This window comes from Stenotrophomonas lacuserhaii (assembly GCF_014836545.1).
Classification (GTDB): Bacteria; Pseudomonadota; Gammaproteobacteria; order Xanthomonadales; family Xanthomonadaceae; genus Stenotrophomonas; species Stenotrophomonas lacuserhaii.
The window spans coordinates 92,280-117,246 of record NZ_JACSQS010000001.1 but is presented as its reverse complement, the minus strand read 5'-3'; the positions used below and the strand labels follow the sequence as shown (position 1 = coordinate 117,246).

The window sequence follows — 24,967 nt, the reverse complement described above, 5'->3', positions numbered from 1 at the left end:
TTTCCATTGACTCACGACCATGATGGTCAGCAAAAACATGCCTATCACTCACGTCGCAGACTGTCCTCACTGTCTCGCAAACAAAATCGGCATGACCTTCGTTGCCGCATCGAGGAGCAGCCCACATTTGGTCACGGGAATATTTGCCTGTAACGGATGCCGGGACATTACTTGCGTTCGAATCTACGAGGGCAATAACGACAGCGCCCCATTGTTTAAGGACAACGGCACCCTTGAGGAAGTCGTTGGTTATTACAATCTTGCAGTAGTCAATTCGTACCCCGAGAGAGAACAACATACGGCGCCTCACTTCACATCGAAAACTGTCGAGAGGACGTACCTTCAAGGGATCGACAATGCGAGACGAAAGCAAAACGACGCGGCGGCGGCAATGTTCAGAAAGGCGCTCGACGTTGCGACGTGCGAACTTGATGAAAACTTGCAAAAGCTGTCGCTCGCTTCCCGGATCAACGCCCTCTTTGATGCAGGACGACTTACCGAAGACCTTAAGGACTGGGCTCACGCGATTCGACTGGACGGAAATAAGGGCGCCCATGGCGCGACAGAATTGACGGACGAAGAAATCGCGCAGCTGGAAAGTTTTACCGAGCTCTTCCTTATCTACACGTTCACGCTTCCTGCGCAAGTCGCGTTGAAGAAAATGGCGTCTGAAGGCGCCAAGTGACGTTTGAAAAGAAACAGTCACGCGGCCTCCGCGAAGTCACTCGGGTTGTGGCCCAGCCCAAGCAGCACCGTGTCAGACCAGCGCACCGGCCGCGCGCGTATGCCCTGCTCCTCCGGGTGGTCGCCGATGTGCACCAGCACGGTGATGGCGTCGCAGGCGAGCGACTTAGTCAGCTTCATGCTGGATCCGCCCAGCATGATGTGACCAGGGGCGCCTTGCCCCCTGTCAATCGCCGGCATCAGGCGCCAGCCCAGCATCGTGCCGGCTACCATGTGCCGCCAGTCGTCCTTCGTGAGGCGCTGGCCGTGCCAGGACAGGCCGGCGGCAAGATCACCGCAGATGGCGTTGAGCATGCGCTGCTGCTTGGTCGTCATCATCCCCTCGCCGCGGTCCTGCCAGTCCTCTGGTTTGAGCGCGCTCATTCCGCCACTTCCTGAACGACTGAATAGTCGATGTCCGACCAGGACCACAGCGGCTGCCCGGGATCGTCACGGGTGAAGGTCCCGCGCAGAAGTGATCTCGGACGCCCATGACCACGGTATTTGATCGTGGCGCCATCCAGATAGGCCTGCATCACCCTCACCTTCCCAGCCGTCGTGCTGGTGTCGATCTTTTCCAGGCTCATGCCGCCACTCCCAGTTTCATCTCGTAATCCCGCTGATCCCAGCCGGCCTCCCATTCCTTGCGCTGCAGGTGTCCCTCGATGCCCATCGCGAAAAGCGGCACCGAGCTGCGCGGCTTGTGCGCCTCGCGCATGAAGCGCCCGGCCTGGCGCGCGCGCCGCAGCAGGTCGCTGCTGACCTCAGGCTGCATGGCGCACCTCTTCGGGCTCGCTCGCCGGCCCAGCCTGCTGGTCGCCCTGCACCTGCGGCGCCGGATCCGCGACGCCCAGCAGCTCCGCGATGTCGTCCATGTGGCGGGCAACCTGGTCGCGGGTTGCCGGAACCGGATGCCGCACCTCGTGCTCGATCTCAGCCACCGGCACCGGCGGCAGTTCACCGCCGCGCATCACGAACTCTTTCGCCCGGTTGTAGGCGGCCTGCAGCAGCTTGTCGGCCTTGTCGGCGCTGGCCAGCCGGTAGCGGTGTCCGTCCAGGTACTGCCACACCAGCCGCGTGAAGCCATCCTGCTGGCCAGCATCGGCACGGACCGCGTCGAACGGTGGGATGCCGAGGCACATCATCCGGAACTGCGGCAGCGTCGGCGGCCACGGATCCGCAGTGGCGATACACGCAGCCAGGCCGTCAGCCATTTGCCTTCCCGACAACCCGGAAAGACCCTTCGACCACGTCTTCGCCGCGGCCCCCGCCGGATCCGCCGTGTACCCACTCGTCCACTTGTGGCCGTAGATCTGAGCCATGTGCTTCCACAACTGATCCATGACGTGCTGCGATTGCAGGCGTGGCGTCGATGACGTTTCCGCCCTGCTCTCGGGCGCGGATGAACTGCTCAACTTGGTCGGCAGGAGCGAGGCGACGTGTTCCATGCTGGGTTCCGGTGTTCTGCGGGGGTTGCTTGGGGCCTTCGGCGTGGCGAGCCCGGGCGGTTGTGATCGCCCAGGCGAAGGGCTTCGCCACCGGTGGTGCGCGGCTCAAGCCCTCGGTGACCGTGTCGCCCAAGGCCTGCGGCGTTACGCCCTCGCCCAGAGCGGCCAGCAGATCCGGATGGCTCGGGTTCGTCGTGTGGCATCCGGCTCGGCGCATCATCAAGCACGCCTGCCCAGCCAAGGTCGCGCCCTCAGAGATCTCTGGTGCTTGCTGTGATGTGTCTGGAGTAGAAGCTTCTTCTCTTCTCTCTCTCTTCTCTGGTAGCGGTGTTTGCAACGGTGGCACCGTTACATCCGTAACGCTTGGCGCGTTACTCGTGCCCTTACCAGCACGGCTCTTGGCGACACGTCGATTTGTAACCGCCCGTTCCTTCGCGGTTTTCCCGTTGTGGCGCTCAAAGTTAGGCAAGGACAGGTTCCCATCCTCGCCCGTCAGCCACCCAACGTTACGCATGGCCCCAGTGAAGCCAGGGCAGAAAGTGAGCCGATCAAGAAACGCCGATGTAACGGTAACGCCGTTACATCCACCGTTACTGGTGATGGAGTTCTGATCGGCCCACACCCATACGCGCAAGAGCTTGCCGACGACCGCATCCTGATCGATCCCCAGCACGGCAGCCATCCTCACGACTTCGGGCTTGTCGGGCGTGGTTACATCAAACTTGATCCAGTCGCCGGCCACGGCTCAGTTCTCCTCGACCACGGCCTGCAGCGCCTTGATGAGGGCCGGGACAAAGGATCTCGGGATAATGACGAAGTCGTCGTGACTATCCAGCGGCCCCGCCTCCTGACGGATCACGACATCGTCTCGCTCATTCTCGTACACGGCGACGCCGCGCACGCTGGGCACAACGACCGTGTCACTGTCAGTTTTGGACCAATCGAACTTATCACTCATTGAACTTTCTCCTAGATGCCTAGATGAAGCCGTTCCCCCAACCCGCTAGGCTCGGACTGTCTCGACGGGAGCTACCCGTCGATTAGGGGGACGGCAGATAGTTACTAGGCTGCCAGAGGAATGCCGTCCTCGCCTGCCAGCACTGGCAGCCAGGTCTGGCAGCGCTTACGGCTCATGCTGCAGATGCGGGGCGCACCATGGACGGCCAGGCCCTCGGCCTCGAGCTCTGGCAATCTGCGGGCGACCATGTGCCGGTCGAGGCCGGCAGAGAAAGCCAGCTCGCGGCTGGTCAGGCCCGGATGCTGGCGCAACGCTGACGCCACCTGGGCGTGCTGCTGTGCCTGCGTACCCGAATCCACAAGGTCGCGCGCGGCTTCGTGGCTGGTATCCGGATCGGTGTTGCGTGCGGGAAGGTGGCTCATTGCTCATTCCTCCGTGCCCACGTGATATCGCCGTAGTCGCGCATCGAGAGGGGCTTGATGGGTGATGGCGTTCCCGGCCGTTCGATCTGGCCACCCTTGGCCAAGAATGCGTCGAGCTTCGCCTGCATCTTCTGGCGGTCGGGCTCGCGCGCGCGGATGTCGTTTTCGAGGCGGCTCACAGAACACCCCGCTGGCCCTTGGCCTCGCGCAGGAGCGACATCAACATGATCATCGCGGCTTGCACATCACTGGCTGCCGACTGGAGCTGTGCGAACTCGTTGTCAGTGATCAGCCCATCCTTGAGGCAGCTGTTCAGCACCTTCGCAAACTGGCCCTTGCTGGCGGAGGTGGCCAGGATGGTGCTGGTGAGGCAACCGGCGTTCTCTGGTGCTTCAAGGCGATGCAGGCCATAGCCATGCTCGGCCGCGAGCGCGACTAGGATCCGGTGGTCACCGGTGAGGTCCATGATCTCGCTCGCTTCCTTGAGCGTGACGTGGTGCGTCGTGTTATTCGGGTTGACCTTGTTGCGCAGAACAGCGCCCGACATGGGCTTCTCTTCACCCTTGTCGTTGGTCGTGATCAGTCGCGTAGCCAGCGCCTCGGCGCCGCCGGGCGAGTCTTTTACGGTCTTGTGGGCAGCGTCGATGATGTTCATTGGTTCGCTTCGTGAACGTGGAATGGGTTGCAGGGCCGGCGGATGATCAGCGCCATGGACATGAACAACTCAGGGAGGTCGGTGAATCAGGTGGTGTCGCTGGTCCGCATGTGCGGGAAGCCGTTCGTGCTGCGAAGGGTTGATGGGAAGCCCAAGGCTTTTCCCCTTGCCCTTCCGGACCTCGGGCCGGTTCCCGCTGGCGGCGGCAAAGTGCTGTGGATGTGGGAGCCCGAAGATGCAGCGGCCTGATCAGTCAGGCCGCGCGCTCTATCGCCTGCGAGCTGTCGTTGGCTGCGCCCTGCCCCTTAGGAGCCGGTCCGAAGACGTCTGGCCGCAACGCATGACGGCTTACACCCGTGGCACGCTCGATCGTAAGCACGTGGCGCGCGGGAACGGGTCGGTTATTGCTGACCCATTGATTCACTGCCTGCGGCGTGACGCCCAGCAGGCGAGCAACACCGGCTTGGCCGGAACCCAATTTCTCGATGGCAGTGGCGATGGCGTTCATGGCCCCATCTTAAGCATTACTTTAGTTCGTGGTCAAGCGATGCTTTCTTACAATCTGCATTGCCTATCTGGACAATCAAGCGATGCTTGATAATTCCGCCATGGCGGCCGCGATCAGAGCGGCCATAGACGATTCGAAGATGACGCAGAAAGGTATCGCTGATGCCTTCGGTGTCACCGAGCAGGCTGTCTCTGGGTGGCTGCGCACCGGGAAGGTCGACAAGCGCAAGCTGCCGAGGCTAGCGGCACTGACCGGAAAGCCCCTGTCTCACTTCGGGATGGGAGACGTCCTTGATGTGGTCTCGCCAGATGCGACTCCCTCCGACTATGTTCGCGTCCAGCAACTGGACGCGGAAGCAGGCATGGGGGGAGAGACAATCAACGACGACTATCCAGAGGTGATCAAGTCTATGGACTTCACCCCTAGCTACATACGCTCCGTGGTGGGCTTTGTACCGCCACCCGGCAGGCTGGTGCTTGTGACCGGACGAGGCGACTCGATGATCCCGATCATTCAGCCGGGGGAGACCTTGATGGTTGACACCGGCATCACCGCCTTTGACGGCGACGGCATCTATCTGATCAACACGGGCAACGGCCACCAGGTGAAGGGTCTTCAGGACCGTGGTGACGCGATATACGTTGTAAGCGCCAACACCACGCTCTACCCATCATTCCCTCTGCCGGGAACTTCCCTCATTGGTGGAAAGGTGTACCTGCGCAACCGGATTGAAAGGTTCAACTAAACAACCGCGACGCGCCACGGCATCAGCATCTGGGAAACAGGGACGTACATGAAAACACTTGGATCACTTGCGGTCATCGCCGGCATCATTGCCCTGCTTGTGTCGTGCACCATGGACGTCAGCGTTCCCACCGACTCCGGGACCAGAGTCAACAACATCGGCCTCATGCATCAGCAAAACATGCTGCTGATGACCGGGTTTGGGTTGGTCTTGATCGGGTTTCTGATGCGATACGCGGGACGGCCCAGAGCGCCTGGCATCGCGGTGCCGCCACCTGAGAAGGGACTCTCCGCAGAGGAAGTAAAGGATCTCGACGTGCTCTTGGCTGGAAGAGCGCGCACAGGAATTGTGCTGAGCAGCCACGATGCCAAGGTGGTTCACTCTGTAAGGGAGGGCTCTACAGCGGCGGCCGCAGGTATCCTTTCCGGCGATCGACTCGTGCAGATTGATGGCGAGTTCGTCGGCAACGATCTGCGAGGGAATACCATTCGGTTGAGCGGCGATCCTGGCACCTTCGTCAGCCTCACGCTCCGGCGCGGTGACCGAGCAGTTTCGGCGGAAGTACTCCGCGAATTGCAGTCCGATGAAGATGTGTCGCTTGGTGCAATCGCGCGAACTGACGATGTGGTCGAAGGCCATGGCTCCATCGACAAGCCGTCCGAAGGCTTTGGCACTTGGGTCCTTGTGCTTACAGTCGTAGCAGGGCTGTTCCTGCTGTTCTACAGACTCAGCCGCTGACAATCCCAAATCGAGCTCGCACAGGCCCCTTCTCAGGGGCCTTTTCATGTCTGGCTAAAAATCACTTAAGCATCGCTTGACTTCCCGCTAAAGCATTGCTTTACTGTCTCCGTCGCCCGGCAATCCGCAGGGCTCGGAGAACGAGATGGCAATCAAGCGTCGTCCCCTTTGGCAACTGATCGCAGTGGTCTACGCGCTGGCCATCTTTGCCTGCGCCGCCGGCGTCCGGTTCGGCGGGCTGATGTGCGGCTGGACCTTCGGGAAGGGCTGCTGATATGGCCTCGATCTCGGAACTACACCCGGAAGCCAAGGTCCGCGAGGAGCGCCACAACCGCGCCGTCCTGCTGGCCAACCTCCTGACCACCGGCCTGCGTATGCCTGGTGTCGAAGTGGCCTACCGCGCCGCCGCGTTCGCCGGTGCTTCGGATGAGATGGCTTGGGAGGCAGCGCGCCGGCACGAGCTGACGATGATCGGCTTCCCCGACGAAATCTACTCGACCGGCGGCCTGAGCTACCCCCGTGGCCTTGCCGACGAAGAGTCGTCCCGGAAGCGCCGCCAGAGCCTGATCGACACCTGCCGGGCGCTGCCGAACCCCTTCGCGTTGCAGGGCGACGCTATCCAGCGCAGCAACAGCGACCTGGAGGAAGCCGCATGAGCGCCCAGGTCCTCGCCTTCCCCATCCAGACCAACAGCCAGAAATACCTGCTGGAGAGCGTGCGCGCCTGCGCCGCCCGGTCCGGGCTGGACGTCAAAGAAACCGAGCGCGAGTTCATCGCTTCGGGCTGCAGCAAGGCCGCACAGAACCGCATCTGGGAGCGCGCCCGCCGCCGGCGCATGGCACTGATATACGGAGATAACGCATGAGCCGTCACCCCGTTGCGCTGCTCACCCCGGCCTTCATCGCCGCCGTGCTGTTCGCCTTCTGCCTTGCGCTGGCGCTGCTGGCCAGCCCGCGCAACGCCGACAGCTTCGTGTTGGTCGGCGGTGCCGGCGCCCTCTTCTTCGGGTTCCGCGTCTGCACGGAGACGCACCAGGTCTGGAAGCAGTTCACCGCCCAGCTGGCGGCGCGGAAGGCCCTTCGCCGCTCGATCCCCCTTACCCGCATCAACCTCCGCAAGGACGACATTCGATGAACGCTGTAGCCCAACCGCAAACCACGCTCGCTGCCCAGCCACGCCAGCAGTTCGACCTGAGCCCGCAGACGTTCGAGCAGGCCCTGCAGTTCTGTGACTATCTCGCGAACAGCGACCTTGTCCCGAAGGACTTCAAGGGCAAGCCTGACAATTGCTTCATCGCCATCCAGTGGGGTAGCGAGCTCGGTCTGAAGCCGATGCAGGCTATCCAGAACCTGGCCATCATCAATGGTCGCCCCTCCCTGTGGGGTGATGCGGTGATCGCCCTGGTACGTAGCTCCCCGTTGTGCGAGTACGTCACCGAATCGGACGACGGTCACACCGCCGTGTGCAGGGTCAAACGCCGCGGGGAGCCCGAAGAGTTCCGCACCTTCAGCATCGACGATGCCAAGAAGGCAGGGTTGGACACCAAGGCGGGTCCGTGGACCCAGTACCCGAAGCGTATGCGCCAGATGCGCGCCCGTGCCTTCGCCTTGCGCGACGTCTTCCCAGACGTGCTGCGCGGCATGCCCATCGCCGAAGAAGTGATGGATATCCCCACTGGTGACGCGACCCAAGTGAGCAGCCAGAACCGCCCTGCCATCACCGGCACGGCTGAGAAAGCGCTGCCGCTGTACTCCGATGCTGACTTCAGCGCGAACCTGACGAAGTGGTGGGACATCATCGCCAGCGGTCGTAAGTCGGCTGAAGAGCTGATTGCCACCCTCCAGACGAAGGCGCGGTTCACGGCCGAGCAGCTGAAGGAAATCCGGAACCCGCCGAAGGATGAGGACGAAGGCGAGCCCCAGAGCGACGTTGCCGCTGCCGCTGGCGGCCCCACCCAAACTGCGTTGGAGCGCTGATCATGCGTACCGTCAACCTGATCCAAGGCACGCCCGAATGGCATGCCCACCGCGCTGACCACCTCAATGCCAGCGAAGTGCCCATCATGCTGGGCGAGTTCCCGAACATCAGCCGCTCCGAGCTGCTCAAGGTCCGCGCCACTGGCGTGGCCCAAGAGATCAGCTGGTTCCTGCAGCAGATCTTCGATAACGGACACCAGTTCGAAGCACTGGCCCGCCCACTGGCTGAGGAAATCGTCGGAGAGGACCTCTACCCGTGCGTGGGTACGCAGGGGAAGCTGTCCGCCAGCTTCGACGGCCTGACCCTCCTCGAGGACACCGCGTTCGAACACAAGACGCTCAACGCCACCCTGCGCGCCTGCATGACGCCGGACTGCGTTGGCACCGACCTGCCGCTCTACCACCAGATCCAGATGGAGCAGCAGTGCATGGTCAGCCAGGCCGAGCGCGTGCTGTTCATGGCCTCCGAGTGGAAGCAAGACCCGCAGACCGAAGAATGGCAGCTCGTTGAAGAACGGCACTGCTGGTACTACCCCAACCCCGAGCTGCGTGCACGGATCGTCCCCGGCTGGGAGCAGTTCGAAGCAGACGTGTGCGCTTACCAGGTCGTGCCGGTCGCCGAGCCGGTGGTGGGCAAGGCCCCAGACCAGCTGCCGGCGCTGCGCATCGAGCTGCAAGGCATGGTCACCGCCAGCAACCTCGGCGACTTCCGTGCCCATGCCATGGCCGTGCTGGGCGGCATCAACCGCAACCTGCAGACCGACAACGACTTTGCCGATGCCGAGCAGACGGTGAAGTGGGCCAAGGCAGTGGAAGAGAAGCTGGACGCCGCGAAGGCTCACGCCCTGAGCCAGACGGCCGACATCGACGCCATGTTCCGCACCGTGGACGACGTAAAGGCCGAGACCCGCCGCATTCGCCTGGAGCTGGAGAAGCTCGTCGGCAAGCGGAAGGACGAGCGTCGGATCGAGATTGTCCAGGCCGGGCGCACCAACGTGCAGGATCACTACGACCAGATCAATGCCTCCATGGGCCAGCACGCGATCGCGTTCCCGGCGCAGGCCGTGACGGCAGAGCTCGGCGCCTCGATCAAGGGCAAGAAGTCGTTCACCAGCATGGAAGATGCGGTCAGCACGGCTGCAGCGAACATCAAGATCGCCGCCAGCCAGCTGGCCGAACGGATCCGCGTCAACGTCCGGATCCTCAACGAACATGCCCTGCACGCGACGCTGTTCGCTGATCGGGTGCAGCTGTGCGCCACGAAGGCGCCGGACGACCTGCGCAACCTGGTCGCAGCTCGCATCGGGGCGCACCAGCAGGCTGAGCAGCAGCGCTTGGAAGACGAACGCGCCCGGATCCGCAAGGAAGAACAGGAGCGCGCAGAGCGGCTGCAGCGGGAGAAGGATGCACAGGCAGCTCGGGATGCAGCGGCAGCCATCGCCGTGGCCACGCCGGCGGCTGCTCCCGCGCCGGCTGTTGAGCCGGTCGCGGCCGCGCCTGAGCCCACAACGATCCGGCACGTCGCCGCGGTCGCTGCTGCCCCTGTCGCTGAAGATGCCGCGCCGTGGGTCCCGGAGGGCAAAAAGATCAAGCTCGGCGAGATCAACGCGCTGATCGGCCCGCTGACCATCAGCGCCGACGGCCTGCGCCAGCTCGGCTTCGAGCCGGTCAGCACCGAGCGCGGCGCAAAGCTCTACGCCGCCGACCGGGTGCCGGCCATGTGCGAGCAGATGATCCGCGTCCTGCGGGCTGCGGCCAACGGCGAAACGTACCCGCTGGCCGCATAACGAATCACCCCTGCCCTGCACTGCAGGGCCCCGCCCCGGCCGGGTCCACGCGCCGGCGTCCCTTTCCAACTGGAGCACCACCATGGCACTGCGCATCACCCTGCAGGACGTCGAGTCCAACCAGATCCACGCCATCGGCCACGACGCCGAGACCAGCACCCTGGCCATCCGCTTCACCAGCCGCAAGGGCGGCGTGGTCGGCCCGGGCAGCCTGTACCACTACGCCAACTTCACCGCCGAGGACTTCGCAGCCTTCCAGGCGGCCGAGTCGAAGGGCAAGCACTTCGGCGCCCACATCAAAGACCAGGTCGCCAAATACCCCTTCACCAAGATCGACGAATCCGCCCTGGCGGCGTAAGTCGGGGCCCGCCATGAAGAAGCGGCAGCAGCTCGACATCTTCGAACACGACCCGGGACGCATGGCGGTGCTGTACCGGGCCTCAGCCGAAACCGCCCTGAAAGACGCCCAGTTCACTCCGCCGGTTCGCCAAGAACGGCACGACCACTACATCCGCGAGGCCGAGCGACTGGACGCGCTGGCCGCGCAGTGTAAAGCCACCTGCCCCATCGACCACATCAACGACCACGGGAACGGAAGCAAGCCATGACGATCCAGAAGAACAACAGCCCGATGACTGGTCCCATGTCGTGGAACGGCGGTGACCAAGTCGTCACGCCGCGCGGCGCTCAACGCGAAATGCAACCGCTGCCGAGGGCAGAAAAATGGCGGAGTGTTCGAGCACCCCGCCATTCGCGAAGCAGCTGCTCATTACTTGGCGGGGGCCGCCTTCTTCGCCGCCTTCTTCGCCGCCTTCTTCGCCGGCGGCTTCGGAGCGGGCTTCGCCGCCGCAATCGCGCCGGCTTCTGCCGCGTCAATGAACTGCTTCCAGGACAACTTGACTCCCTTAGCGCGGCCCGTCTTGCCCTTACACCAGATCAAAGAGCTCTTCGTGATGACCAAGTCACCACGGAAGGTCCCATCAGGGTCCCTTACCTCGACTTCCATGCCGTTGTTTTTCAGCTCAATTGCGGCGTCGAGGTCTTTGATTTCAATTTTCATTCCATTTCCCCCAGTTTCCGTATGCCAGATGGCACGGGGAGCCTATCACGTGAGGGCGACGTGAACACACTGCAGTCAATGGTACTTGGAAGGTCTACACCCATCTCGGAGCGCCATACGAAGATGCGCGTTCATGCCCGTCTCAAGGAGCGGACCCATGGCTGAGGGCTTCCGCTCGTTCAATTTTCCGCTCCCACAGCGCTCGCGCCTGCGCCCCGGCGAGATCGTGGTGGATCTGTTTGCCGGCGGCGGAGGGGCCAGCGAAGGCCTCAAGCAGGCCCTCGGCATTGACCCGGCACTGGCCTACAACCACGACGAGCTGGCCATCGGCATGCACGCGGCCAACCACCCGCTCACCCAGCATCACCGCGAAGATATCTGGCATGCGGATCCGCGCGTGGACGTGGCCGGCCGGCCCATCGGCTGGTTCCATGCCTCCCCGGACTGCACGCACTTCAGCCAGGCTAAGGGCGGCCAGCCGCGCAGCCGGAGGACGCGTGCCCTGTCATGGGTGGTGAAGAAGTGGATCGGCATGCTCCGGCGCGCCGATCTCCTCAACGGCACCAACACTGCGCCCCGCATCTTCTCGATGGAGAACGTTTGGCAGATGCTGACTTGGGGACCGCTGGTGGCCAAGCGCTGCAAGAGCACGGGCCGCGTGGTCAAGATGGACGGCACCATTGCAGCGCGCGGCGAGCGCGTGCCGGTGGAGAACCAGCAGCTTGTGCCGGACAAGCGCCACAGCGGTCGCACCTGGCGCCAATTGGTGGCCGCTCTGCGTGCGGAGGGCTACGTGGTGGAGTGGCGCAAGCTGGTGGCCAGCGACTACGGTGCGGGCACCAGCCGCGAGCGCCTGTTCGTGCTGGGCCGCCGCGACGGCGAGGCTATCGTCTGGCCGGCAGCGACCCATGGGGTCGCGACAGGCCTGCAGCGCCGCGTCAGCGCCGCCGACTGCTTGGACTTCAGCATCCCCTGCCGTTCGATCTTCGCCAGGCCCCGGCCGCTGGCCGATGCCACGATGCGGCGCGTAGCCAAGGGCGTCATGCGGCACGTGCTGCAGGCGGCGGATCCGTTCGTCGTTCCGATGCCCAGCGCCAGCGCGGACAACGCCGCCGCAGCGGCTGCCTTCATCGCTGAGCATGCCAACGCGAGCAACCAGCGCACGATGGCCGCCGATGAGCCGCTGCGCACCGTCTGCGCTAGCGTGAAAGGCGGGCACTTCTCGGTGGTCACTCCCATCCTTGCGGGCGTCGGCGGCCGTGCCGGCCAGTCCGAGCCGCGCTCCGGCGCGGACCCGCTCTACACCATGACCGCCAAGGCGGACACCGCGCTGGTAGCTCCTTCGCTGGTCAAGTTCCGCGGCGACAGCATCGGCCATTCGGTCACGGATCCGGTTCCCACCATCACCTCCGGCGCCGGGGCGAAGCGCCCCGCAGGCGCGGCCCATGCGCTCGGCATTGCTGCGCCAGTAATGGTTCAGGCCGCGCACGGCGAGGGCCGGCCTGGTGGAGTGCAGCGCTGGGGCGCCGGCAGCAAGGATGTGCGGGAGCCGGTCGGGACTGTTACGGCCAGCGGCAGCGGCGGACACGCGGTCGCGTGCGCCTTCGTTGAGCAGGCCAATGGCGGGTTCTACCAAGGCGCCGGCAACGACGCGCGGGATCCCGTCAGCACCATCACCGCCAGCGGCAGCCAGCAGCGCCTCGCGACGGCGCATCTGCTGACGATGCGCCGTAACGCTCACGGCCAGGACGCAGTTGCCCCTCTCGGGACCGTGTGCGCCAGCACCGTGCACCACGGGGTGGTCGAGTGCACCCTCAGCGCCGAACAGATCGAGGGCGCCGAGCGTGTTGCCGCGTTCCTCGTGAAGTACTACGGAAGCGGCATCGCCGTCGGCCTCGCCGAGCCGCTCGATACCGTCACCACCAAGGACCGGCTGGCGCTGGTCACCGTGGTGATCAAAGGCACGCCCTACGTCATCGTGGATATCGGCCTGCGCATGCTCAAGCCGCACGAGCTGTACCGCGCTCAGGGCTTCCCCGTGGGCTACATCATTGACCGCACCGCCAACGGCACGCCGCTCAACACCAGCGCCGCCGTGCGCATGGTCGGCAACAGCGTCAGCCCGCCGCCGCTGCGCGCACTCGCCGAGGCCAACCTGGACCCGGCCGAAGCAGACCTGAGGATCGCCGCATGAAGCAGCAGAACACCATGGCGGCCACGGCCGCCGCCAACCTGGTGCAGGGCATCGCCACGAAGCTCTATGGCGACGCCGGCACCGGCGTCAACGACCTGATCGCCCTGAGCAACCTGGTAGCCGCCGGCCCGGTGAGGCAGATGTCGGAAGCCGCAACGCTGCGCCACGCCGCCTCCGTGCTCTACATGTGGGAGGACGATCCGAACCTGACCGGATACATGAGCGATTTCAAGGACGCCTGCGCCATTCTCGAACTGCTGGCCCAACACGCTCCGCCCGCGCGGACCATAGACGTGGGGCAACTGCGGGACTTGATGGGCTTCGGGCCCTGTCAAGCAATCCAGCTCCCTGAGACAGACCCGCGCCGGGATTACATCAGGCACGCAAACGGGCTGGTCGCCCGGATCGACAAGGCGGTGCAGTCGTGATCCTGCCCTATGAGAACGCCACCAGCGGCAGGAACGCAATCAACGACATCCAGAAGATGCTGCGTCCAGCGCTTCGCCATCGGCGAGGCTTGCAAGTTCCTCAGGGACAAGGTGGACGAGATCGACCTAGTAGCTATGGAGGTGGCGAAATGAGTCTCCATTCAGCCAGCAGTGTTCCCCGGCTTTCCGGCATCTTTCCTTCGGCGCCGAACCTCAGCGTTGGCTTCGTTCATTCCTCGAATCTCTTCAAACGTGAACATCCTGAGTCCGGGAAGATCTGCGAAGTACTTCACAAGCTCGCTCTTAGTCTCCCCGAAAAGCTCAACGCGAGATTCAATGTCTGCCAAGACCTTGTGTCGGATCCGGAGCATATCTATCCCGGGGGACTGCGCGAGTCCATCAGAAAACAGGGGAATGCTCGACCAATTAGTCATGTTGTTCACAATCGAAATGGCGAGCATGTCGGGAAAAACATCGAGCTGATCGAGAAAACGCTCGTGCATCTTGAAAACTTTGGGACCCAAGGGCCGTGCATAGATCTGGACAAATTGCGGAATAGTTTCAGGCGTGGCGTCTTCCAAGAGTTTACCCAGCGTATTCAGTTGAGCGGCCGCTTCGGTGAGCTCGCGATCAAAGATTTTCGCAAGGCGCCTCGCGCGAGAACTCCTCTCTTGGGAGCTGCGTTGAGCCTCCGCTTCTTCCCGACGAACGGCGGCGTCAAGGTCGTCCTTTCGGATTTGATCCGCTCTGGCTCGATCACGGTTGGCTGCGTCCTGATCTTCTCTCCGAAGCGCCTCTGCGCGGACACGTTCGCGGTTTGCCTCCTCCAAATCGTGCTGCCTCAGCTTTTCAGCTCTACGGCGTTCGGCATTTCTGTGTTTGTTTTCGCTTCTGATCGCACACATCGCCACTACAACGGCGCCCGAAGTAGCCGAGGCCGAAGCCAGCTCGATCCAGTTGAAATTGTTGTTCATCTTCCCCCCTGTTGGAGCCGATTCTGCCATGACTGTTCGCGAACGCCCCATGCTGTTCAACGGCGCCATGGTGCGTGCCATCCTGTCGGGTGCCAAGACGCAGACGCGGAGGGCGATCAAGCTCCCGCACCACAACCCGCTGGGACAGTGGGAGGCTTGCACCTCCGGGGGGCACGGTGCGCGTGATCGCAAAGGCAACCTCGTGCCCGAGGAAGTTTGCATCTGGCACACCCGTACCGGCGACACCTTGGTCTGCCCCTTCGGCCAGCCCGGCGATCGACTGTGGGGGCGGGAGACGCACGCCATCTTCCCTACGCACGGCCGGCACCGCGCCGATGGTGAGCGCTGGGGCCCGTGGGGTGGTCTGCCATCCACCGTGTCGGATGACGGCAAGCAGATCGCTTACTACCGCGAAGGCTTCGACCGATGCGATCCGGGCCGGTGGCGCCCCAGCATCCACATGCCGCGCTGGGCGTGCCGCCTGGTGTTGGAGATCACCAACGTGCGCGTGGAACAGCTGCAGGCGATCAGCAAGGCCGACGCAGATGCAGAGGGTGCCAACGCGCACGTGCTCCCGGATATCCGCCTACCCCGCGCCCATCCTCGCGCCGGCCTGCCGATGATCTACGGCGACTCTCGCCAGATTTTCGCGGACTTGTGGGACACCGCCGGCGGCGACTGGGGCAGTAATCCGTGGGTGTGGGTGATCGAGTTCAAACGCGTGGAGGTCGCAGGTGGCTGACTTGCTGAAGGAGGGAGCGCCCGACCATCGGGAAGTTGGCCACGAACTGGCCCGTTGCTCCGGGGTGAACCTGACGCGCGCACGGAAAGGCGTCGTGCGGCTGTGGGAAGCGCGCGGCCTGGCGCTGATCGCCATGTTGCGCGGTGACATAGACGAGGTGGCCAGAATCATGGCGCATGCAAGAGGCCGCACTGGCAACACGAAACCGCCCGCGATCGACGCGGCGAAGGAGCACTAATGAGCGGCACGAAGACCGCGGCCGATTTGGCCGCTGACCTCCAGGACATCGAGGTCGTAATGATCCGCACCTCGTTGAGTCGGGCGTCGATCTATCGCCGAATGGCACAAGGCAGCTTCCCCAAGCAGCGGAAGCTGGGCGCACGCACGGTGTGGGCTAAAACGGATATCGACCGATTCTGCGCCGAGGTGATCGGCGACGGAAGTATGGGAGACTGTATGGGACAGGATTTGGCAGCGTAGTATTCCACTGCATTTTCAGTCACTTACAAAAGGTCTTGGCGGAGAGAGTGGGATTCGAACCCACGGAAGGTTTGACCCTTCGCCGGTTTTCAAGACCGGTGCCTTAAACCGCTCGGCCATCTCTCCGATGTGCTGCAGTCCCGGAGGCTGTCCGGGGAGGCGTATTCTCGCATGCGTCGGGGGCGTTTGCCCATGGTCCAACGCGCGCCACTAGCCCAGGCGGTGATGGTTTACGCCGAGCATGGCTCGGCGCTACCAGGAATCAGCCTGTCGGGTCAGCCGGCGTCTACGGCCAGCGCGCCCAGGGCTGTCGCCTTGATCTTCTCTTTGGCCCGCTCGCAGGCGCCACCGCAATCCAGGCGCGAGGCCTCCAGCTGCGGCGGCAGGTGCTCGGCCAGGAAGTCGATGAACACGCGCACGGCCGGCAGCAGGCCGCGGCGCGAGGCAAACACGGCGTGGCAGATGCCCTGCGGCAGCGACCAGTCCGGCAGCACCACTTCCAGTTCGCCCTTGCGTACGGCATCGGCGCAGACGGTTTCCGGCAGCATGGTGATGCCGAAACCGTCCTTGACCATGCTCTGCAGCAGCGGGAAATCGAAGCCGGCCACGCGCGGCTGCAGGTCCACGCGGCGCACGGCGCCTTCCGGGCCGTGCAGTTCCCAGCGCTGGCGGGCTTCGTCTTCGCTGATGCTCAGGGTGACATGGTTGGTCAGTTCGTCCGGGTCCTTGGGTCGGCCGGCGCGGTCCAGGTATTTGGGGCTGGCCACCAGCAGTTCCTGCACCTGGCCGAAGCTGCGCATCACCAGGCTGCCATCGTCATCCAGCCGCGAACGCACGCGCAGGGCGACGTCGTAGCCTTCGTTGATGATGTCCACGCGGCGGTTGCTGATGTTCAACTGCAGCCGCACCTTGGGGTATTGCTCCAGGAACTTCGGCAGCAGTTTGGGCAGCTGCATCTGCGCCAGCGATACCGGCACGCTGGCACGCACCAGGCCGCGTGGCTCGGCACTCAGGCGGTCTACCACTTCGCGCGCGGCCTGGGCTTCGGCCAGCATGGTCTGCGCGTGTCGGTGTACGCTGGTTCCCACGTCGGTAACTGCGAAACGGCGCGTGGAGCGCTGCAGCAGGCGGACGCCCAGATCGGTCTCCAGCTGGCTGATGCGGCGGCTCAGGCGGGACTTGGGGATGCCCAGCGCGCGTTCGGCTGCGGCAAAACCACCGTGGTCCACGACCATGGCGAAGTAGTAGAGATCGTTGAGGTCTTGCATGCTGCAGTTCCATATCTAGAACAATACGTGGCATTCAACCATCTTTATCCCAGATTGGCAACAACCTATCGTTTGCTCCGTCGGCAGCACGGCTGCCCACCCCACAAACCTCAGGTGACTGCCATGAAGCTTCTTCACATCGACGCCAGCGCGCTCGGCGACAACTCGGTCTCCCGCCAGCTGTCGGCGGCCGTGGTCGCCCGTTTCAAGGATTCGGTCGAATCGCTCGACGTGTCTTACCGTGATCTGGATGCCAACCCGATCCCCCACCTGCGCGGCAGTTCGCTGGCCGGCGCGGATGCGGCCGAGGTGGCGGATGCTGAAAACGTCATGGCGCAGTTCCTGGCGGCGGATGTCGTGGTCATCGGTGCGCCGATGTACAACTTCAGCATTCCCTCCACGCTGAAGGCCTGGATCGACCGCGTGGCCGTGGCCGGCAAGACGTTCAAGTACACCGAAGCGGGCCCGGTGGGCCTGGCCGGTGGCAAGCGGGTGATCATCGCCAGCAGCCGCGGCGGCATCTATGTCGATTCGCCGGCGGACTTCCAGGAGCCCTACCTGCGCCAGATGTTCGCCTTCATGGGCATCACCGAGGTGGAGTTCGTGCGTGCCGAGGGCATCGCGTATTCGCCGAAGCACCGCGAAGAGGCGATTGCGTCCGCGCTGGCGAGCCTGCCGGAAGCGGAATTCGCTGAGGCCTGAGTAAAGCGTTCAAGACGGTTGCTGGCGGGCTCGTCGTCGGCCGGTAACCGTGGGCTGGAAGATCCCCTCCCCCATTCCAGCCCGACCCGGCGGCCCTGCTTTTGCGGGGCCGTTTTTTTTGGTGCGCAGATGGGGTCGTGGCGATGGGGTCAGACTCCTTTTCGCAGAAAAGGACTCTGACCCCGTACAAAGCGGCAGGAGCGCAAGCGTGACGACTGACAGTCATCACCCACCAAGGCAGAAGCGTGACGACTGACAGTCGTCACCCACCAAGGCAGGAGCTGACGACCAAGGTCGTCACTACCGGGGCGGCTTCAGCCGATGGTTTCCATGCCGCCCATGTACGGGCGCAGGACGTCCGGGACGGTGATGCTGCCGTCTTCGTTCTGGTAGTTCTCCATCACCGCGATCATCGCGCGGCCCACCGCTACGCCGGAGCCGTTGAGGGTGTGCAGCAGCTCGGGCTTGCCGGTGGTGGGGTTGCGCCAACGGGCCTGCATGCGGCGGGCCTGGAAGTCACCGGTGTTGGAGCACGAGCTGATCTCGCGGTAGGTCTCCTGCGAGGGCAGCCACACTTCCAGGTCGTAGGTCTTCACTGCGGAGAACCCCATGTCGCCGGTGCACAGCAGCACCTTGCGGTACGGCAGGCCCAGCTTTTCCAGCACCACTTCGGCGCAGCGGGTCATGCGCTGGTGCTCGGCATCGCTGTCTTCCGGGCGGCAGGCAGTGACCAGCTCCACTTTCTCGAACTGGTGCTGGCGGATCATGCCGCGCACGTCGCGGCCGCCGCTGCCCGCTTCGGAACGGAAGCACAGCGAGTGGGCGGTCATGCGCAGCGGCAGGCGCTCGGCGTCGACGATTTCATCGCGCACGATGTTGGTCAGCGAGATTTCCGAGGTCGAAATCAGGTAACGCTTCTGCTCACCCAGGTGGGTGATGAACATGTCCTCTTCGAACTTCGGCAGCTGGCCGGTGCCATACAGGCTGTCGGCGTTGACGATCACCGGTACGTTGGTTTCCTGGTACTCGTGCTCGCCGCTGTGCAGGTCCAGCATGAACTGGGCCAGGGCGCGGTGCAGGCGTGCGATCGGGCCGCGCAGCACGGTGAAGCGCGAACCAGACAGCTTGGCCGCGGTTTCGCCGTCCAGCCATTTGTTGCGCGCGCCCAGCTCTACGTGGTCCAGCACCTTGAAATCGAACTGGCGCGGGGTGCCCCAGCGCGACTGTTCCACGTTTTCACTTTCGTCAGCGCCGGCCGGCACGTCGTCGGCCGGCAGGTTCGGGATCATCATCGCGACCGCGTCGATCTTCTCGCGCAGTTCGTCCAGGGTGACTTCCGATGCCTTCAGTTCGTCGGCGAACGCAGCCACTTCGGCCATGATCGCAGCCACGTCCTCGCCCTTGGCCTTGGCCTGGCCGATGGCCTTGGAGCGGCTGTTGCGCAGGCTCTGCAGTTCCTGGGTGCGCACCTGGATGCGCTTGCGGTCTGCTTCCAGCGACTCCAGCGCGGACACGTCCAGCTCGAAGCCGCGACTGGTGCGCAGGCGTTCGGCAAGGTCGGCGGGCTGGTTGCGGAGCAGGGCTGGATCGAGCATGGCGGCGGTCGGTGGTTGTGGTTCAGGAACCGGATTATCGCCTGTTATGCGGATTTCTGCCGGACGGTTCATCGCGGCTGTGCCAGAATCGCCCGGTCCCGTATTGGTTTGCGTCATGCCTGCTACCCGCACCTCATCCGGCAAGTCCATCACCCTGCAGATTCCCCGCAACGCCTTGAAGATCGCCGGCATCGCGTTCGCGGTGGGGCTGCTGCTCTTCGTGGTGGTGTGGTTGAGCAGCCGCGACAAGGGCTTCTTCCAGGCCGAACCGGCCGCCAAGACGCCGCAGGAAGTGGCCGAGGTCGAGCCGCTGCCCGAGCCACTGGCCGCCGCAGCCGGCTCCAGCGACATGCCTGACGCGCGTCCTGCCCCGGCGCCGGAAGAAACCCCGACCTTGGTGGAAACCACGCCGGCACCCGCGCCGATGGCCGAAGGCATGCCGGCCCCGGGCACCACACCGGGCACCGCCGGTCCGGTGGCCAACGACCGCCCGATGCCGATCGCCGGTCAGTCGCCGCCGCCGAGCTACCCGCCTGCCGCACTGCGCCGTGGCGAGTCCGGTTCTGTGGTGCTGCGCGTGGAAGTGGATGCCACCGGCCGCCCGTATGGGGTGGCGCTGGTGCAGCGCAGCGGGTCGCGAGACCTGGATCGTGCGGCCACCGAGGCCGTGCGCCGCTGGAAGTTCACCCCGGCGATGAGCAATGGCCAGGCCGTGCCGGGCACCATCGAGGTGCCGTTCGATTTCACGCCCGGCCGTTGATCACGCACGCGCTGCATCGCTGAACGGTCCCCGCACCCGAACCTGAACTCCTTGCACTGCCTTGACGTGACGCTTACACCCGCGCCTGCGTTAGCGGCAAGACTCTGGGCGTCGTCGGAAACGACAAGTGCAGGAGATCAAACATGAGTGCGACCCATGCTCCGGAAATGCCGGCCTCGCCGCGTCACCAGGCCGATGCCGACCTCGCCCACGAACGCCGCCGCCCGTCCCCGTTGTTGTGGATGGCGCTGATCGTGGCGATGTTCGCCGCCGCGCTGGTGTGGCTGCGTACGTCCAACACTGAAGTCGCCCCGGCGCCGATTGGCGAGCGGATGCTGCCGGCCACCGGCACACCCGTTGCCAATGCGCCGGCCACCACGCCGCGCGCTGCACCGGCCCCGACCCAGCAGCGTGCAGCCCCGGCCGTGCGTAACCGCGAGGCGCGTCCGCTGACCAGCAATGCCAAGCCGTCGTATCCGCCGAGCGCACTGCGCAATGGCGTGCAGGGCAGCGTGGTGGCCAGCCTGAAAGTGGCCCCGAGTGGCAGCGTGACGGAGGCGAGCATCGTCTCGCGTACCGGCCAGCGCGACCGCGCGCTGGATCGTGCGGTGCTGACGACCGTGCGTGATTGGAAGTTCGAGCCGGCGATGCAGAATGGCCGTGCGATTGCCAGCGTGGTCAACGTGCCGGTGGATTTCCGTACCGGGCGTTGAGTACGGTGAGGGTGTGAAATAAAGATGCCGGCCCCCTCTGGGCCGGCATTTTTTGTGCGCGTAAGCAGAACCGGCACCTGGTAGCGCCGAGCCATGCTCGGCGAGCGCAGCGGCAGCAGAGCAGAAGCGTGACGACCAACGGTCGTCACCCACCAGGGCCGAAGCATGACGGCCAGCAGCCGTCACTACCGGGTCTATGCGGCGGTCAGGCCGAAGCCTGCGCCACCGGCGAGGCTGTCAAAGCCGGGGAACGAGGTCGCTACGTTCGCCACGTCGTTGATCCGTACGTCGCCATCGGTCAGCTGGCCGGCAATGGCAAAGGCCATCGCGATGCGGTGGTCGCCGTGGCTTTCAATCGTGCCGCTGCCCAGTACCGCGCCGCCGTGGATGGTGGCGCCGTCTTCGGTTTCGTCCACCTGCACGCCCAGTGTGCGCAGGCCGGTGGCCATCGCGGCCAAGCGATCGGATTCCTTGACCCGCAGTTCGGCCGCACCGGTCACTACGGTCTGGCCTTCGGCCGCAGCGGCCGCCACGAACAACGCCGGGAACTCATCGATCATGTCCGGCACCAGCGCTTCGGGAATCCGTGCGCCCTTCAACGGGGCATGACGCACCAGCAGGTCGGCCACCGGCTCCCCGCCCTGCTCGGCCGGGTTCTCTTCGGTGATGTCCGCGCCCATCAGCCGCAGTGCGTGCAGCAGGCCGGTGCGTCGCGGGTTCAGGCCGACCTGCTGCAGGCGCAGTTCGGAACCGGGAATGATGCTGGCCGCGACCAGGAAGAACGCGGCCGAGGAGAAGTCCGCCGGCACCACGATATCGGTGGCACGCAGGCGCTGGCCGCCGCGCAGGCGGGCCTTGCCGGGCGAGTATTCGATTTCCACGCCGAAGGCAGCGAGCATGCGTTCGGTGTAGTCACGGGTGGGATGTGGTTCGACCACGGAGGTCTCGCCATCGGCGTACAACCCGGCCAGCAGCACCGCGGATTTGACCTGCGCGCTGGCCACCGGCGAGGCGAACGCGATGCCCTTCAGTGGCTGGCCACCGTGCACGTGCAGCGGCGGGGTGCCGTCGGCCTGGGTATCGATGCGTGCGCCCATCTGGGCCAACGGGCCAGTAACCCGGCGCATCGGGCGGCGTGACAGCGACTCATCGCCGATCAGCACGCTGTCGAACGCCTGCCCGGCCAGCACACCGGCAATCAGGCGCATGCCGGTACCGGCGTTGCCGCAGTCCAGTTCGCCCTGCGGGGCCTGCAGGCCATCGATGCCCACGCCATGCACCACGCGCCGCGACGGCGACGGGGTTTCCATGCGCGCGCCCATCTGGCTGAAGATGCGCGCGGTGGCACGGGTGTCTTCGCCTTCCAGGAAGCCATCGATGGTGGAGGTGCCATCGGCCAGGGCGGCGAACATCACCGCGCGATGGGAAACCGATTTGTCGCCCGGGATGACCAGGCTGCCCTGCAGGGGCCGGCCCTTGCGGGCGATCCAGTGTTGCGCGTTGCTCATCGTCTGTTGCTTCCGTCAGCGCCGCAGTGCGGCGAGGGATCTGGGCGCGGGGACGCGTTGGCACCCCCGCGGAAGTCACTCAGGGCACGGCTACCGGATAGGAGCCGAGCACCTTGATCTGTGCCGCATGCCCTTCCAGTTCGGCCAGCGCAGCCTGCATCGGCGCGTCGTCGATGTGGCCGGACAGGTCGATGAAGAAGCCGTATTCCCACTTGCCGTGGTGCGAGGGCCGCGATTCGATACGGTTCATGCTGATGCCATGGCGCGCGAACGGGCTGAGCACATCGAACAGCGCGCCGGGCTTGTCATGGATCAGCACCAGCACCGAAGTGCGGTCGTGTCCGGAACTGGGGAACAGGCTGCGGCCGATCACCAGGAAGCGCGTGGTGTTGTCGGCATCGTTCTGGATCGGCTTGGTGACCACCTTTTTCAGGTTGTACACGTGGCCGGCGTTCTCACCGCCGATCGCCGCCGCGTCGTCGGCATTGCGGGCACGCCGCGCGCCTTCGGCATTGCTGGACACCGGGATCTTTTCGGCATTGGGCAGGTTGGCGCGCAGCCAGGCGGAGGTCTGCATGAACGACTGCGGATGCGCGTAGATGCGCTCGATGTCTTCCAGGTGGCCGCTGCGCGACATGATGTACTGCTGCACGCGCAGTTCGGCTTCGCCGCAGATCTTCAGGTTGGAGGTCAGGAACATGTCCAGGGTGATCTGGATGGTGCCCTGCCCCGAGTTCTCCACCGGCACCACGCCGAAATCGGCGTTGCCCGCTTCAACTTCCTGGAACACTTCTTCGATGCTGGCCATCGGCAGGCCCAGTGCCGAACGACCGAAATGCTTGAGCACGGCCTGCTGGCTGAACGTGCCTTCCGGGCCGAGGTAACCGATCTTCAGCGGCTCCTGCTGGGCCAGGCAGGCAGACATGATTTCGCGGTAGACATGTACCAGCAGTTCATCGCTGAGCGGGCCTTCGTTGCGGTCCACCACCATGCGCAGCACCTGCGCTTCGCGTTCGGGACGGTAGTAGTCCACGGCCGCGGCCAGCTTGCCCTTGGCCTTGCCGACCTGGTGGGCGAAGCGCGCGCGCTCGGCGATCAGCGACTGGATGTCACGGTCGATCTGGTCGATTTTGCCGCGCACATCGGCCAGTACCGGCGGTGCGCTGGTAGCGGTTTCCAGCTTGGCCGGCTTGGTAGCCTTGGCTTTCGGCTTGGCGGTCTTCGGCGTTGCAGCCAGGGCCTTGGGGCTGGCCGGCTTGGCAGGTTTGCGTGCCATCGGTGTTCCTTGGTGCAGGGCGCGCGGTCAACGCGCGCCGGGGGTAGACACAGTGAAGCGACTCAACCGTGACGCTGCTGGAAATCAGCCATGAAGGCAACGAGCGCTTCGGCGCCCGCTACCGGAATGGCGTTGTACAGCGAGGCACGGATGCCGCCGACCGCCTTGTGGCCCTTCAGCGCGAGCAGTCCAGCAGCCTTGGCATCGGCGACGAATCGCGCGTCCAGTTCGGTGCTGGGCAGGAAGAACGGGATGTTCATCCGCGAGCGCGCCGAGACGGCCACTTCGTTGCGGTAGAAGCCGCCGGAGGCGTCGATGGCGGCATACACCAGCGCAGCCTTGGCGGCGTTGCGGCGGGCGAATTCCACCACCCCGCCTTCGGCCAGCATCCACTTGAACACCAGCCCGGCCAGGTACCAGTTCCAGGTGGGCGGGGTGTTGAGCATGGAATCGCGGGCGGCGTGCGAGGCGTAGTTGAAGATGTCCGCACGCGGTTGGCCGGTGCGTTCGAGCAGGTCACGGCGGATGATCACCACGGCGATGCCGACCGGGCCGAGGTTCTTCTGCGCACCGGCGTAGATGACGCCGAAACGGCTGATATCCAGCGGCTCGCTGGCGATGGACGAACTGAAATCGGCCACCAGCGGGACATCGCCGGTATCGGGAATGTCACGGAACTCCACGCCATGGATGGTTTCATTGGCGGTGATGTGCACGTAGGCAGCATCCGGGGACAGCTGCCAGCCGGCGCGCGCGGGGATGTCACGGAACGCGTTGGCCTCGCTGCTGGCGGCGATGTGCGCGCTGACGTACGGCGAGGCCTGCTTGACCGCAGTCTTTCCCCAGTGGCCGGTGAGCACGTAATCGGTGCGCTGGCCGGGGCTGGCGAAGTTCATCGGAATCAGCGCCTGCTGTGTGGTGGCACCACCGGGCAGGAACAGCACCGCGTAGTCGTCGGGCACGCTGAGCAAATGGCGCAGGTCGGCCTCGGCTGCGGCCGCGACGGCCATGAATTCCGGGCCGCGATGGCTCATTTCCACGATGGAGGCCCCGGCGCCATGCCAGTCCAGCATCTCTTCCTGCGCCTGGCGCAGGACCACTTCCGGCAACGCTGCAGGGCCGGCACTGAAGTTGTACGCGCGGGTCATGTCACACCTGTGGGGCAAGACCCCTAGTATGCCGCAGCGCATCAGGCTTTAGGCCGCGCCGTTCAAGGGAATTTGGTTGCATTGGTATCCATCGGAGCCCGATCTGGTAGCGCCGAGCCGTGCTCGGCGAGCGCAGCGGTGAGGGAGCAACAGCGTGAC

37 protein-coding genes and 1 tRNA gene are annotated in these 24,967 nt (G+C 64.6%); 20 read left to right on the top strand and 18 right to left on the bottom strand.

Annotated elements, in window-relative coordinates:
• The first annotated feature begins 91 nt into the window (after nucleotides 1-91).
• A complete protein-coding gene (locus H9654_RS00610) occupies nucleotides 92-685 on the top strand; it encodes a DUF4145 domain-containing protein (protein ID WP_191768190.1) in 594 nt (197 codons plus the stop codon).
• Nucleotides 686-702: 17 nt separating this feature from the next.
• Here H9654_RS00610 and H9654_RS00605 read toward each other — a convergent pair whose 3' ends face one another.
• The 9 genes from H9654_RS00605 to H9654_RS00565 all read right to left on the bottom strand — a co-directional run bounded on the left by H9654_RS00605 (nucleotide 703) and on the right by H9654_RS00565 (nucleotide 4,206).
• Nucleotides 703-1,107, bottom strand: coding sequence for a recombination protein NinB (locus H9654_RS00605; protein WP_191768188.1), 405 nt, complete (start codon nucleotides 1,105-1,107; stop codon nucleotides 703-705).
• Entirely contained in the window at nucleotides 1,104-1,310 is a 207-nt protein-coding gene (locus H9654_RS00600) for a hypothetical protein (RefSeq protein ID WP_191768186.1), read from the bottom strand. The genes H9654_RS00605 and H9654_RS00600 overlap by 4 nt, the downstream gene beginning before the upstream one ends.
• Nucleotides 1,307-1,498 carry a hypothetical protein gene (locus H9654_RS00595; RefSeq protein ID WP_191768184.1) on the bottom strand — a complete coding sequence of 64 codons (192 nt, stop codon included), beginning with the start codon at nucleotides 1,496-1,498 and terminating at the stop codon, nucleotides 1,307-1,309. Before H9654_RS00595 ends, H9654_RS00600 begins: the two co-directional genes overlap by 4 nt.
• Nucleotides 1,488-1,937: a hypothetical protein gene (locus tag H9654_RS00590; RefSeq protein WP_191768182.1), complete on the bottom strand. Its 450-nt coding sequence runs from the start codon at nucleotides 1,935-1,937 to the stop codon at nucleotides 1,488-1,490. Before H9654_RS00590 ends, H9654_RS00595 begins: the two co-directional genes overlap by 11 nt.
• Complete coding sequence (locus tag H9654_RS00585) at nucleotides 1,930-2,913, bottom strand: hypothetical protein (protein WP_191768180.1); 984 nt, start codon at nucleotides 2,911-2,913, stop codon at nucleotides 1,930-1,932. Before H9654_RS00585 ends, H9654_RS00590 begins: the two co-directional genes overlap by 8 nt.
• Before the next feature lie 3 nt (nucleotides 2,914-2,916).
• Nucleotides 2,917-3,129 (bottom strand): hypothetical protein, encoded by a 213-nt coding sequence (locus H9654_RS00580; RefSeq protein WP_191768178.1) that lies wholly within the window; start codon nucleotides 3,127-3,129, stop codon nucleotides 2,917-2,919.
• A 104-nt stretch (nucleotides 3,130-3,233) separates the two neighbouring features.
• The gene (locus H9654_RS00575) at nucleotides 3,234-3,551 is read right to left on the bottom strand and encodes a winged helix-turn-helix domain-containing protein (protein WP_191768176.1); all 318 of its coding nucleotides are present in this window, start codon (nucleotides 3,549-3,551) and stop codon (nucleotides 3,234-3,236) included.
• A complete protein-coding gene (locus tag H9654_RS00570; protein WP_191768173.1) occupies nucleotides 3,548-3,730 on the bottom strand; it encodes a hypothetical protein in 183 nt (60 codons plus the stop codon). Before H9654_RS00570 ends, H9654_RS00575 begins: the two co-directional genes overlap by 4 nt.
• On the bottom strand, nucleotides 3,727-4,206 hold the full coding sequence (locus tag H9654_RS00565) for a phage regulatory CII family protein (RefSeq protein ID WP_191768171.1): 480 nt from the start codon (nucleotides 4,204-4,206) through the stop codon (nucleotides 3,727-3,729). Before H9654_RS00565 ends, H9654_RS00570 begins: the two co-directional genes overlap by 4 nt.
• Before the next feature lie 54 nt (nucleotides 4,207-4,260).
• On the opposite strand from H9654_RS00565, the gene H9654_RS00560 reads away from it, so the two are divergent.
• Nucleotides 4,261-4,455, top strand: coding sequence for a hypothetical protein (locus H9654_RS00560; RefSeq protein ID WP_191768169.1), 195 nt, complete (start codon nucleotides 4,261-4,263; stop codon nucleotides 4,453-4,455).
• A 4-nt stretch (nucleotides 4,456-4,459) separates the two neighbouring features.
• Here H9654_RS00560 and H9654_RS00555 read toward each other — a convergent pair whose 3' ends face one another.
• Entirely contained in the window at nucleotides 4,460-4,714 is a 255-nt protein-coding gene (locus tag H9654_RS00555; protein WP_191768167.1) for a helix-turn-helix domain-containing protein, read from the bottom strand.
• Nucleotides 4,715-4,796: 82 nt separating this feature from the next.
• Here H9654_RS00555 and H9654_RS00550 point away from each other — a divergent pair, with 82 nt between their 5' ends.
• From H9654_RS00550 to H9654_RS00510, 10 genes are all read left to right on the top strand, one after another.
• Nucleotides 4,797-5,459: a LexA family transcriptional regulator gene (locus H9654_RS00550; RefSeq protein ID WP_191768165.1), complete on the top strand. Its 663-nt coding sequence runs from the start codon at nucleotides 4,797-4,799 to the stop codon at nucleotides 5,457-5,459.
• 48 nt (nucleotides 5,460-5,507) lie between these two features.
• Entirely contained in the window at nucleotides 5,508-6,197 is a 690-nt protein-coding gene (locus tag H9654_RS00545; protein ID WP_191768163.1) for a PDZ domain-containing protein, read from the top strand.
• A gap of 145 nt (nucleotides 6,198-6,342) precedes the next feature.
• Nucleotides 6,343-6,471 carry a hypothetical protein gene (locus H9654_RS17845; RefSeq protein WP_263614923.1) on the top strand — a complete coding sequence of 43 codons (129 nt, stop codon included), beginning with the start codon at nucleotides 6,343-6,345 and terminating at the stop codon, nucleotides 6,469-6,471.
• A 1-nt stretch (nucleotide 6,472) separates the two neighbouring features.
• Nucleotides 6,473-6,853, top strand: coding sequence for a hypothetical protein (locus H9654_RS00540; RefSeq protein WP_191768161.1), 381 nt, complete (start codon nucleotides 6,473-6,475; stop codon nucleotides 6,851-6,853).
• A complete protein-coding gene (locus H9654_RS00535) occupies nucleotides 6,850-7,062 on the top strand; it encodes a hypothetical protein (protein WP_191768159.1) in 213 nt (70 codons plus the stop codon). Before H9654_RS00540 ends, H9654_RS00535 begins: the two co-directional genes overlap by 4 nt.
• A complete protein-coding gene (locus H9654_RS00530) occupies nucleotides 7,059-7,331 on the top strand; it encodes a hypothetical protein (RefSeq protein WP_191768157.1) in 273 nt (90 codons plus the stop codon). Before H9654_RS00535 ends, H9654_RS00530 begins: the two co-directional genes overlap by 4 nt.
• Entirely contained in the window at nucleotides 7,328-8,173 is an 846-nt protein-coding gene (locus tag H9654_RS00525; RefSeq protein ID WP_191768155.1) for a recombinase family protein, read from the top strand. Before H9654_RS00530 ends, H9654_RS00525 begins: the two co-directional genes overlap by 4 nt.
• Before the next feature lie 2 nt (nucleotides 8,174-8,175).
• Nucleotides 8,176-9,960 (top strand): hypothetical protein, encoded by a 1,785-nt coding sequence (locus H9654_RS00520; RefSeq protein WP_191768153.1) that lies wholly within the window; start codon nucleotides 8,176-8,178, stop codon nucleotides 9,958-9,960.
• An 82-nt stretch (nucleotides 9,961-10,042) separates the two neighbouring features.
• Complete coding sequence (locus H9654_RS00515) at nucleotides 10,043-10,318, top strand: KTSC domain-containing protein (RefSeq protein WP_191768151.1); 276 nt, start codon at nucleotides 10,043-10,045, stop codon at nucleotides 10,316-10,318.
• A 13-nt stretch (nucleotides 10,319-10,331) separates the two neighbouring features.
• Entirely contained in the window at nucleotides 10,332-10,568 is a 237-nt protein-coding gene (locus tag H9654_RS00510; RefSeq protein ID WP_191768149.1) for a hypothetical protein, read from the top strand.
• Between the two features lie 161 nt (nucleotides 10,569-10,729).
• Here the strand turns inward: H9654_RS00510 and H9654_RS00505 are convergent, their stop codons facing one another.
• Nucleotides 10,730-11,020 (bottom strand): hypothetical protein, encoded by a 291-nt coding sequence (locus tag H9654_RS00505; protein ID WP_191768147.1) that lies wholly within the window; start codon nucleotides 11,018-11,020, stop codon nucleotides 10,730-10,732.
• A gap of 157 nt (nucleotides 11,021-11,177) precedes the next feature.
• Between H9654_RS00505 and H9654_RS00500 the strand changes: the two genes are divergently transcribed.
• Together H9654_RS00500 and H9654_RS00495 are read left to right on the top strand one after the other, a co-directional pair.
• Nucleotides 11,178-13,214 (top strand): DNA cytosine methyltransferase, encoded by a 2,037-nt coding sequence (locus tag H9654_RS00500; RefSeq protein WP_191768145.1) that lies wholly within the window; start codon nucleotides 11,178-11,180, stop codon nucleotides 13,212-13,214.
• Nucleotides 13,211-13,642 (top strand): hypothetical protein, encoded by a 432-nt coding sequence (locus H9654_RS00495; protein ID WP_191768143.1) that lies wholly within the window; start codon nucleotides 13,211-13,213, stop codon nucleotides 13,640-13,642. Before H9654_RS00500 ends, H9654_RS00495 begins: the two co-directional genes overlap by 4 nt.
• Nucleotides 13,643-13,803: 161 nt before the next feature.
• Here H9654_RS00495 and H9654_RS00490 read toward each other — a convergent pair whose 3' ends face one another.
• Complete coding sequence (locus tag H9654_RS00490; RefSeq protein WP_191768141.1) at nucleotides 13,804-14,616, bottom strand: hypothetical protein; 813 nt, start codon at nucleotides 14,614-14,616, stop codon at nucleotides 13,804-13,806.
• 49 nt (nucleotides 14,617-14,665) lie between these two features.
• Here H9654_RS00490 and H9654_RS00485 point away from each other — a divergent pair, with 49 nt between their 5' ends.
• From H9654_RS00485 to H9654_RS00475, 3 genes are read left to right on the top strand one after another with little or no spacing between them, the layout of a single operon-like run.
• Nucleotides 14,666-15,358, top strand: a complete 693-nt coding sequence (locus H9654_RS00485) for a hypothetical protein (protein ID WP_225211775.1) — start codon at nucleotides 14,666-14,668, stop codon at nucleotides 15,356-15,358.
• Nucleotides 15,351-15,596, top strand: coding sequence for a hypothetical protein (locus tag H9654_RS00480; RefSeq protein ID WP_318241095.1), 246 nt, complete (start codon nucleotides 15,351-15,353; stop codon nucleotides 15,594-15,596). Before H9654_RS00485 ends, H9654_RS00480 begins: the two co-directional genes overlap by 8 nt.
• Nucleotides 15,596-15,838 (top strand): helix-turn-helix transcriptional regulator, encoded by a 243-nt coding sequence (locus H9654_RS00475; RefSeq protein ID WP_191768139.1) that lies wholly within the window; start codon nucleotides 15,596-15,598, stop codon nucleotides 15,836-15,838. The genes H9654_RS00480 and H9654_RS00475 overlap by 1 nt, the downstream gene beginning before the upstream one ends.
• A 36-nt stretch (nucleotides 15,839-15,874) precedes the next feature.
• On the opposite strand, the gene H9654_RS00470 is transcribed toward H9654_RS00475, so the two are convergent.
• Nucleotides 15,875-15,964: transfer RNA gene (locus tag H9654_RS00470), tRNA-Ser, on the bottom strand.
• A 149-nt stretch (nucleotides 15,965-16,113) separates the two neighbouring features.
• Entirely contained in the window at nucleotides 16,114-17,106 is a 993-nt protein-coding gene (locus H9654_RS00465; RefSeq protein WP_042612553.1) for a LysR substrate-binding domain-containing protein, read from the bottom strand.
• Nucleotides 17,107-17,229: 123 nt separating this feature from the next.
• Between H9654_RS00465 and H9654_RS00460 the strand changes: the two genes are divergently transcribed.
• Nucleotides 17,230-17,808 carry an FMN-dependent NADH-azoreductase gene (locus tag H9654_RS00460; RefSeq protein ID WP_191768137.1) on the top strand — a complete coding sequence of 193 codons (579 nt, stop codon included), beginning with the start codon at nucleotides 17,230-17,232 and terminating at the stop codon, nucleotides 17,806-17,808.
• A 314-nt stretch (nucleotides 17,809-18,122) separates the two neighbouring features.
• On the opposite strand, the gene serS is transcribed toward H9654_RS00460, so the two are convergent.
• Nucleotides 18,123-19,403: a serine--tRNA ligase gene (gene serS / locus H9654_RS00455; RefSeq protein ID WP_101099118.1), complete on the bottom strand. Its 1,281-nt coding sequence runs from the start codon at nucleotides 19,401-19,403 to the stop codon at nucleotides 18,123-18,125.
• A 115-nt stretch (nucleotides 19,404-19,518) separates the two neighbouring features.
• Between serS and H9654_RS00450 the strand changes: the two genes are divergently transcribed.
• Together H9654_RS00450 and H9654_RS00445 are read left to right on the top strand one after the other, a co-directional pair.
• Nucleotides 19,519-20,163 (top strand): energy transducer TonB, encoded by a 645-nt coding sequence (locus H9654_RS00450; RefSeq protein WP_191768135.1) that lies wholly within the window; start codon nucleotides 19,519-19,521, stop codon nucleotides 20,161-20,163.
• A 143-nt stretch (nucleotides 20,164-20,306) separates the two neighbouring features.
• Nucleotides 20,307-20,876: an energy transducer TonB gene (locus H9654_RS00445; RefSeq protein ID WP_191768133.1), complete on the top strand. Its 570-nt coding sequence runs from the start codon at nucleotides 20,307-20,309 to the stop codon at nucleotides 20,874-20,876.
• Between the two features lie 194 nt (nucleotides 20,877-21,070).
• On the opposite strand, the gene aroA is transcribed toward H9654_RS00445, so the two are convergent.
• The 3 genes from aroA to serC all read right to left on the bottom strand — a co-directional run bounded on the left by aroA (nucleotide 21,071) and on the right by serC (nucleotide 24,808).
• Entirely contained in the window at nucleotides 21,071-22,384 is a 1,314-nt protein-coding gene (gene aroA, locus H9654_RS00440; protein ID WP_191768131.1) for a 3-phosphoshikimate 1-carboxyvinyltransferase, read from the bottom strand.
• Between the two features lie 79 nt (nucleotides 22,385-22,463).
• Nucleotides 22,464-23,660, bottom strand: a complete 1,197-nt coding sequence (gene pheA / locus H9654_RS00435) for a prephenate dehydratase (RefSeq protein ID WP_191768129.1) — start codon at nucleotides 23,658-23,660, stop codon at nucleotides 22,464-22,466.
• A 62-nt stretch (nucleotides 23,661-23,722) separates the two neighbouring features.
• Entirely contained in the window at nucleotides 23,723-24,808 is a 1,086-nt protein-coding gene (gene serC, locus H9654_RS00430; protein WP_191768127.1) for a 3-phosphoserine/phosphohydroxythreonine transaminase, read from the bottom strand.
• Nucleotides 24,809-24,967: the final 159 nt, after the last annotated feature.

Coding starts and splice junctions, on each gene's coding strand:
- H9654_RS00510 (WP_191768149.1), top strand. CDS start 10,332: ATGAAGAAGCGGCAGCAGCTCGACATCTTCGAACACGACCCGGGACGC.
- H9654_RS00560 (WP_191768169.1), top strand. CDS start 4,261: ATGGACATGAACAACTCAGGGAGGTCGGTGAATCAGGTGGTGTCGCTG.
- H9654_RS00605 (WP_191768188.1), bottom strand. CDS start 1,107: ATGAGCGCGCTCAAACCAGAGGACTGGCAGGACCGCGGCGAGGGGATG.
- serS (WP_101099118.1), bottom strand. CDS start 19,403: ATGCTCGATCCAGCCCTGCTCCGCAACCAGCCCGCCGACCTTGCCGAA.
- H9654_RS00520 (WP_191768153.1), top strand. CDS start 8,176: ATGCGTACCGTCAACCTGATCCAAGGCACGCCCGAATGGCATGCCCAC.
- H9654_RS00460 (WP_191768137.1), top strand. CDS start 17,230: ATGAAGCTTCTTCACATCGACGCCAGCGCGCTCGGCGACAACTCGGTC.
- H9654_RS00445 (WP_191768133.1), top strand. CDS start 20,307: ATGAGTGCGACCCATGCTCCGGAAATGCCGGCCTCGCCGCGTCACCAG.
- H9654_RS00535 (WP_191768159.1), top strand. CDS start 6,850: ATGAGCGCCCAGGTCCTCGCCTTCCCCATCCAGACCAACAGCCAGAAA.
- H9654_RS00580 (WP_191768178.1), bottom strand. CDS start 3,129: ATGAGTGATAAGTTCGATTGGTCCAAAACTGACAGTGACACGGTCGTT.
- H9654_RS00475 (WP_191768139.1), top strand. CDS start 15,596: ATGAGCGGCACGAAGACCGCGGCCGATTTGGCCGCTGACCTCCAGGAC.
- aroA (WP_191768131.1), bottom strand. CDS start 22,384: ATGAGCAACGCGCAACACTGGATCGCCCGCAAGGGCCGGCCCCTGCAG.
- H9654_RS00575 (WP_191768176.1), bottom strand. CDS start 3,551: ATGAGCCACCTTCCCGCACGCAACACCGATCCGGATACCAGCCACGAA.
- H9654_RS00465 (WP_042612553.1), bottom strand. CDS start 17,106: ATGCAAGACCTCAACGATCTCTACTACTTCGCCATGGTCGTGGACCAC.
- H9654_RS00565 (WP_191768171.1), bottom strand. CDS start 4,206: ATGAACATCATCGACGCTGCCCACAAGACCGTAAAAGACTCGCCCGGC.
- H9654_RS00515 (WP_191768151.1), top strand. CDS start 10,043: ATGGCACTGCGCATCACCCTGCAGGACGTCGAGTCCAACCAGATCCAC.
- H9654_RS00540 (WP_191768161.1), top strand. CDS start 6,473: ATGGCCTCGATCTCGGAACTACACCCGGAAGCCAAGGTCCGCGAGGAG.
- H9654_RS00550 (WP_191768165.1), top strand. CDS start 4,797: ATGCTTGATAATTCCGCCATGGCGGCCGCGATCAGAGCGGCCATAGAC.
- serC (WP_191768127.1), bottom strand. CDS start 24,808: ATGACCCGCGCGTACAACTTCAGTGCCGGCCCTGCAGCGTTGCCGGAA.
- H9654_RS00610 (WP_191768190.1), top strand. CDS start 92: ATGACCTTCGTTGCCGCATCGAGGAGCAGCCCACATTTGGTCACGGGA.
- H9654_RS00485 (WP_225211775.1), top strand. CDS start 14,666: ATGCTGTTCAACGGCGCCATGGTGCGTGCCATCCTGTCGGGTGCCAAG.
- H9654_RS00490 (WP_191768141.1), bottom strand. CDS start 14,616: ATGAACAACAATTTCAACTGGATCGAGCTGGCTTCGGCCTCGGCTACT.
- H9654_RS00505 (WP_191768147.1), bottom strand. CDS start 11,020: ATGAAAATTGAAATCAAAGACCTCGACGCCGCAATTGAGCTGAAAAAC.
- H9654_RS17845 (WP_263614923.1), top strand. CDS start 6,343: ATGGCAATCAAGCGTCGTCCCCTTTGGCAACTGATCGCAGTGGTCTAC.
- H9654_RS00545 (WP_191768163.1), top strand. CDS start 5,508: ATGAAAACACTTGGATCACTTGCGGTCATCGCCGGCATCATTGCCCTG.
- H9654_RS00555 (WP_191768167.1), bottom strand. CDS start 4,714: ATGAACGCCATCGCCACTGCCATCGAGAAATTGGGTTCCGGCCAAGCC.
- H9654_RS00450 (WP_191768135.1), top strand. CDS start 19,519: ATGCCTGCTACCCGCACCTCATCCGGCAAGTCCATCACCCTGCAGATT.
- H9654_RS00500 (WP_191768145.1), top strand. CDS start 11,178: ATGGCTGAGGGCTTCCGCTCGTTCAATTTTCCGCTCCCACAGCGCTCG.
- H9654_RS00600 (WP_191768186.1), bottom strand. CDS start 1,310: ATGAGCCTGGAAAAGATCGACACCAGCACGACGGCTGGGAAGGTGAGG.
- H9654_RS00525 (WP_191768155.1), top strand. CDS start 7,328: ATGAACGCTGTAGCCCAACCGCAAACCACGCTCGCTGCCCAGCCACGC.
- H9654_RS00595 (WP_191768184.1), bottom strand. CDS start 1,498: ATGCAGCCTGAGGTCAGCAGCGACCTGCTGCGGCGCGCGCGCCAGGCC.
- H9654_RS00530 (WP_191768157.1), top strand. CDS start 7,059: ATGAGCCGTCACCCCGTTGCGCTGCTCACCCCGGCCTTCATCGCCGCC.
- H9654_RS00590 (WP_191768182.1), bottom strand. CDS start 1,937: ATGGCTGACGGCCTGGCTGCGTGTATCGCCACTGCGGATCCGTGGCCG.
- H9654_RS00495 (WP_191768143.1), top strand. CDS start 13,211: ATGAAGCAGCAGAACACCATGGCGGCCACGGCCGCCGCCAACCTGGTG.
- pheA (WP_191768129.1), bottom strand. CDS start 23,660: ATGGCACGCAAACCTGCCAAGCCGGCCAGCCCCAAGGCCCTGGCTGCA.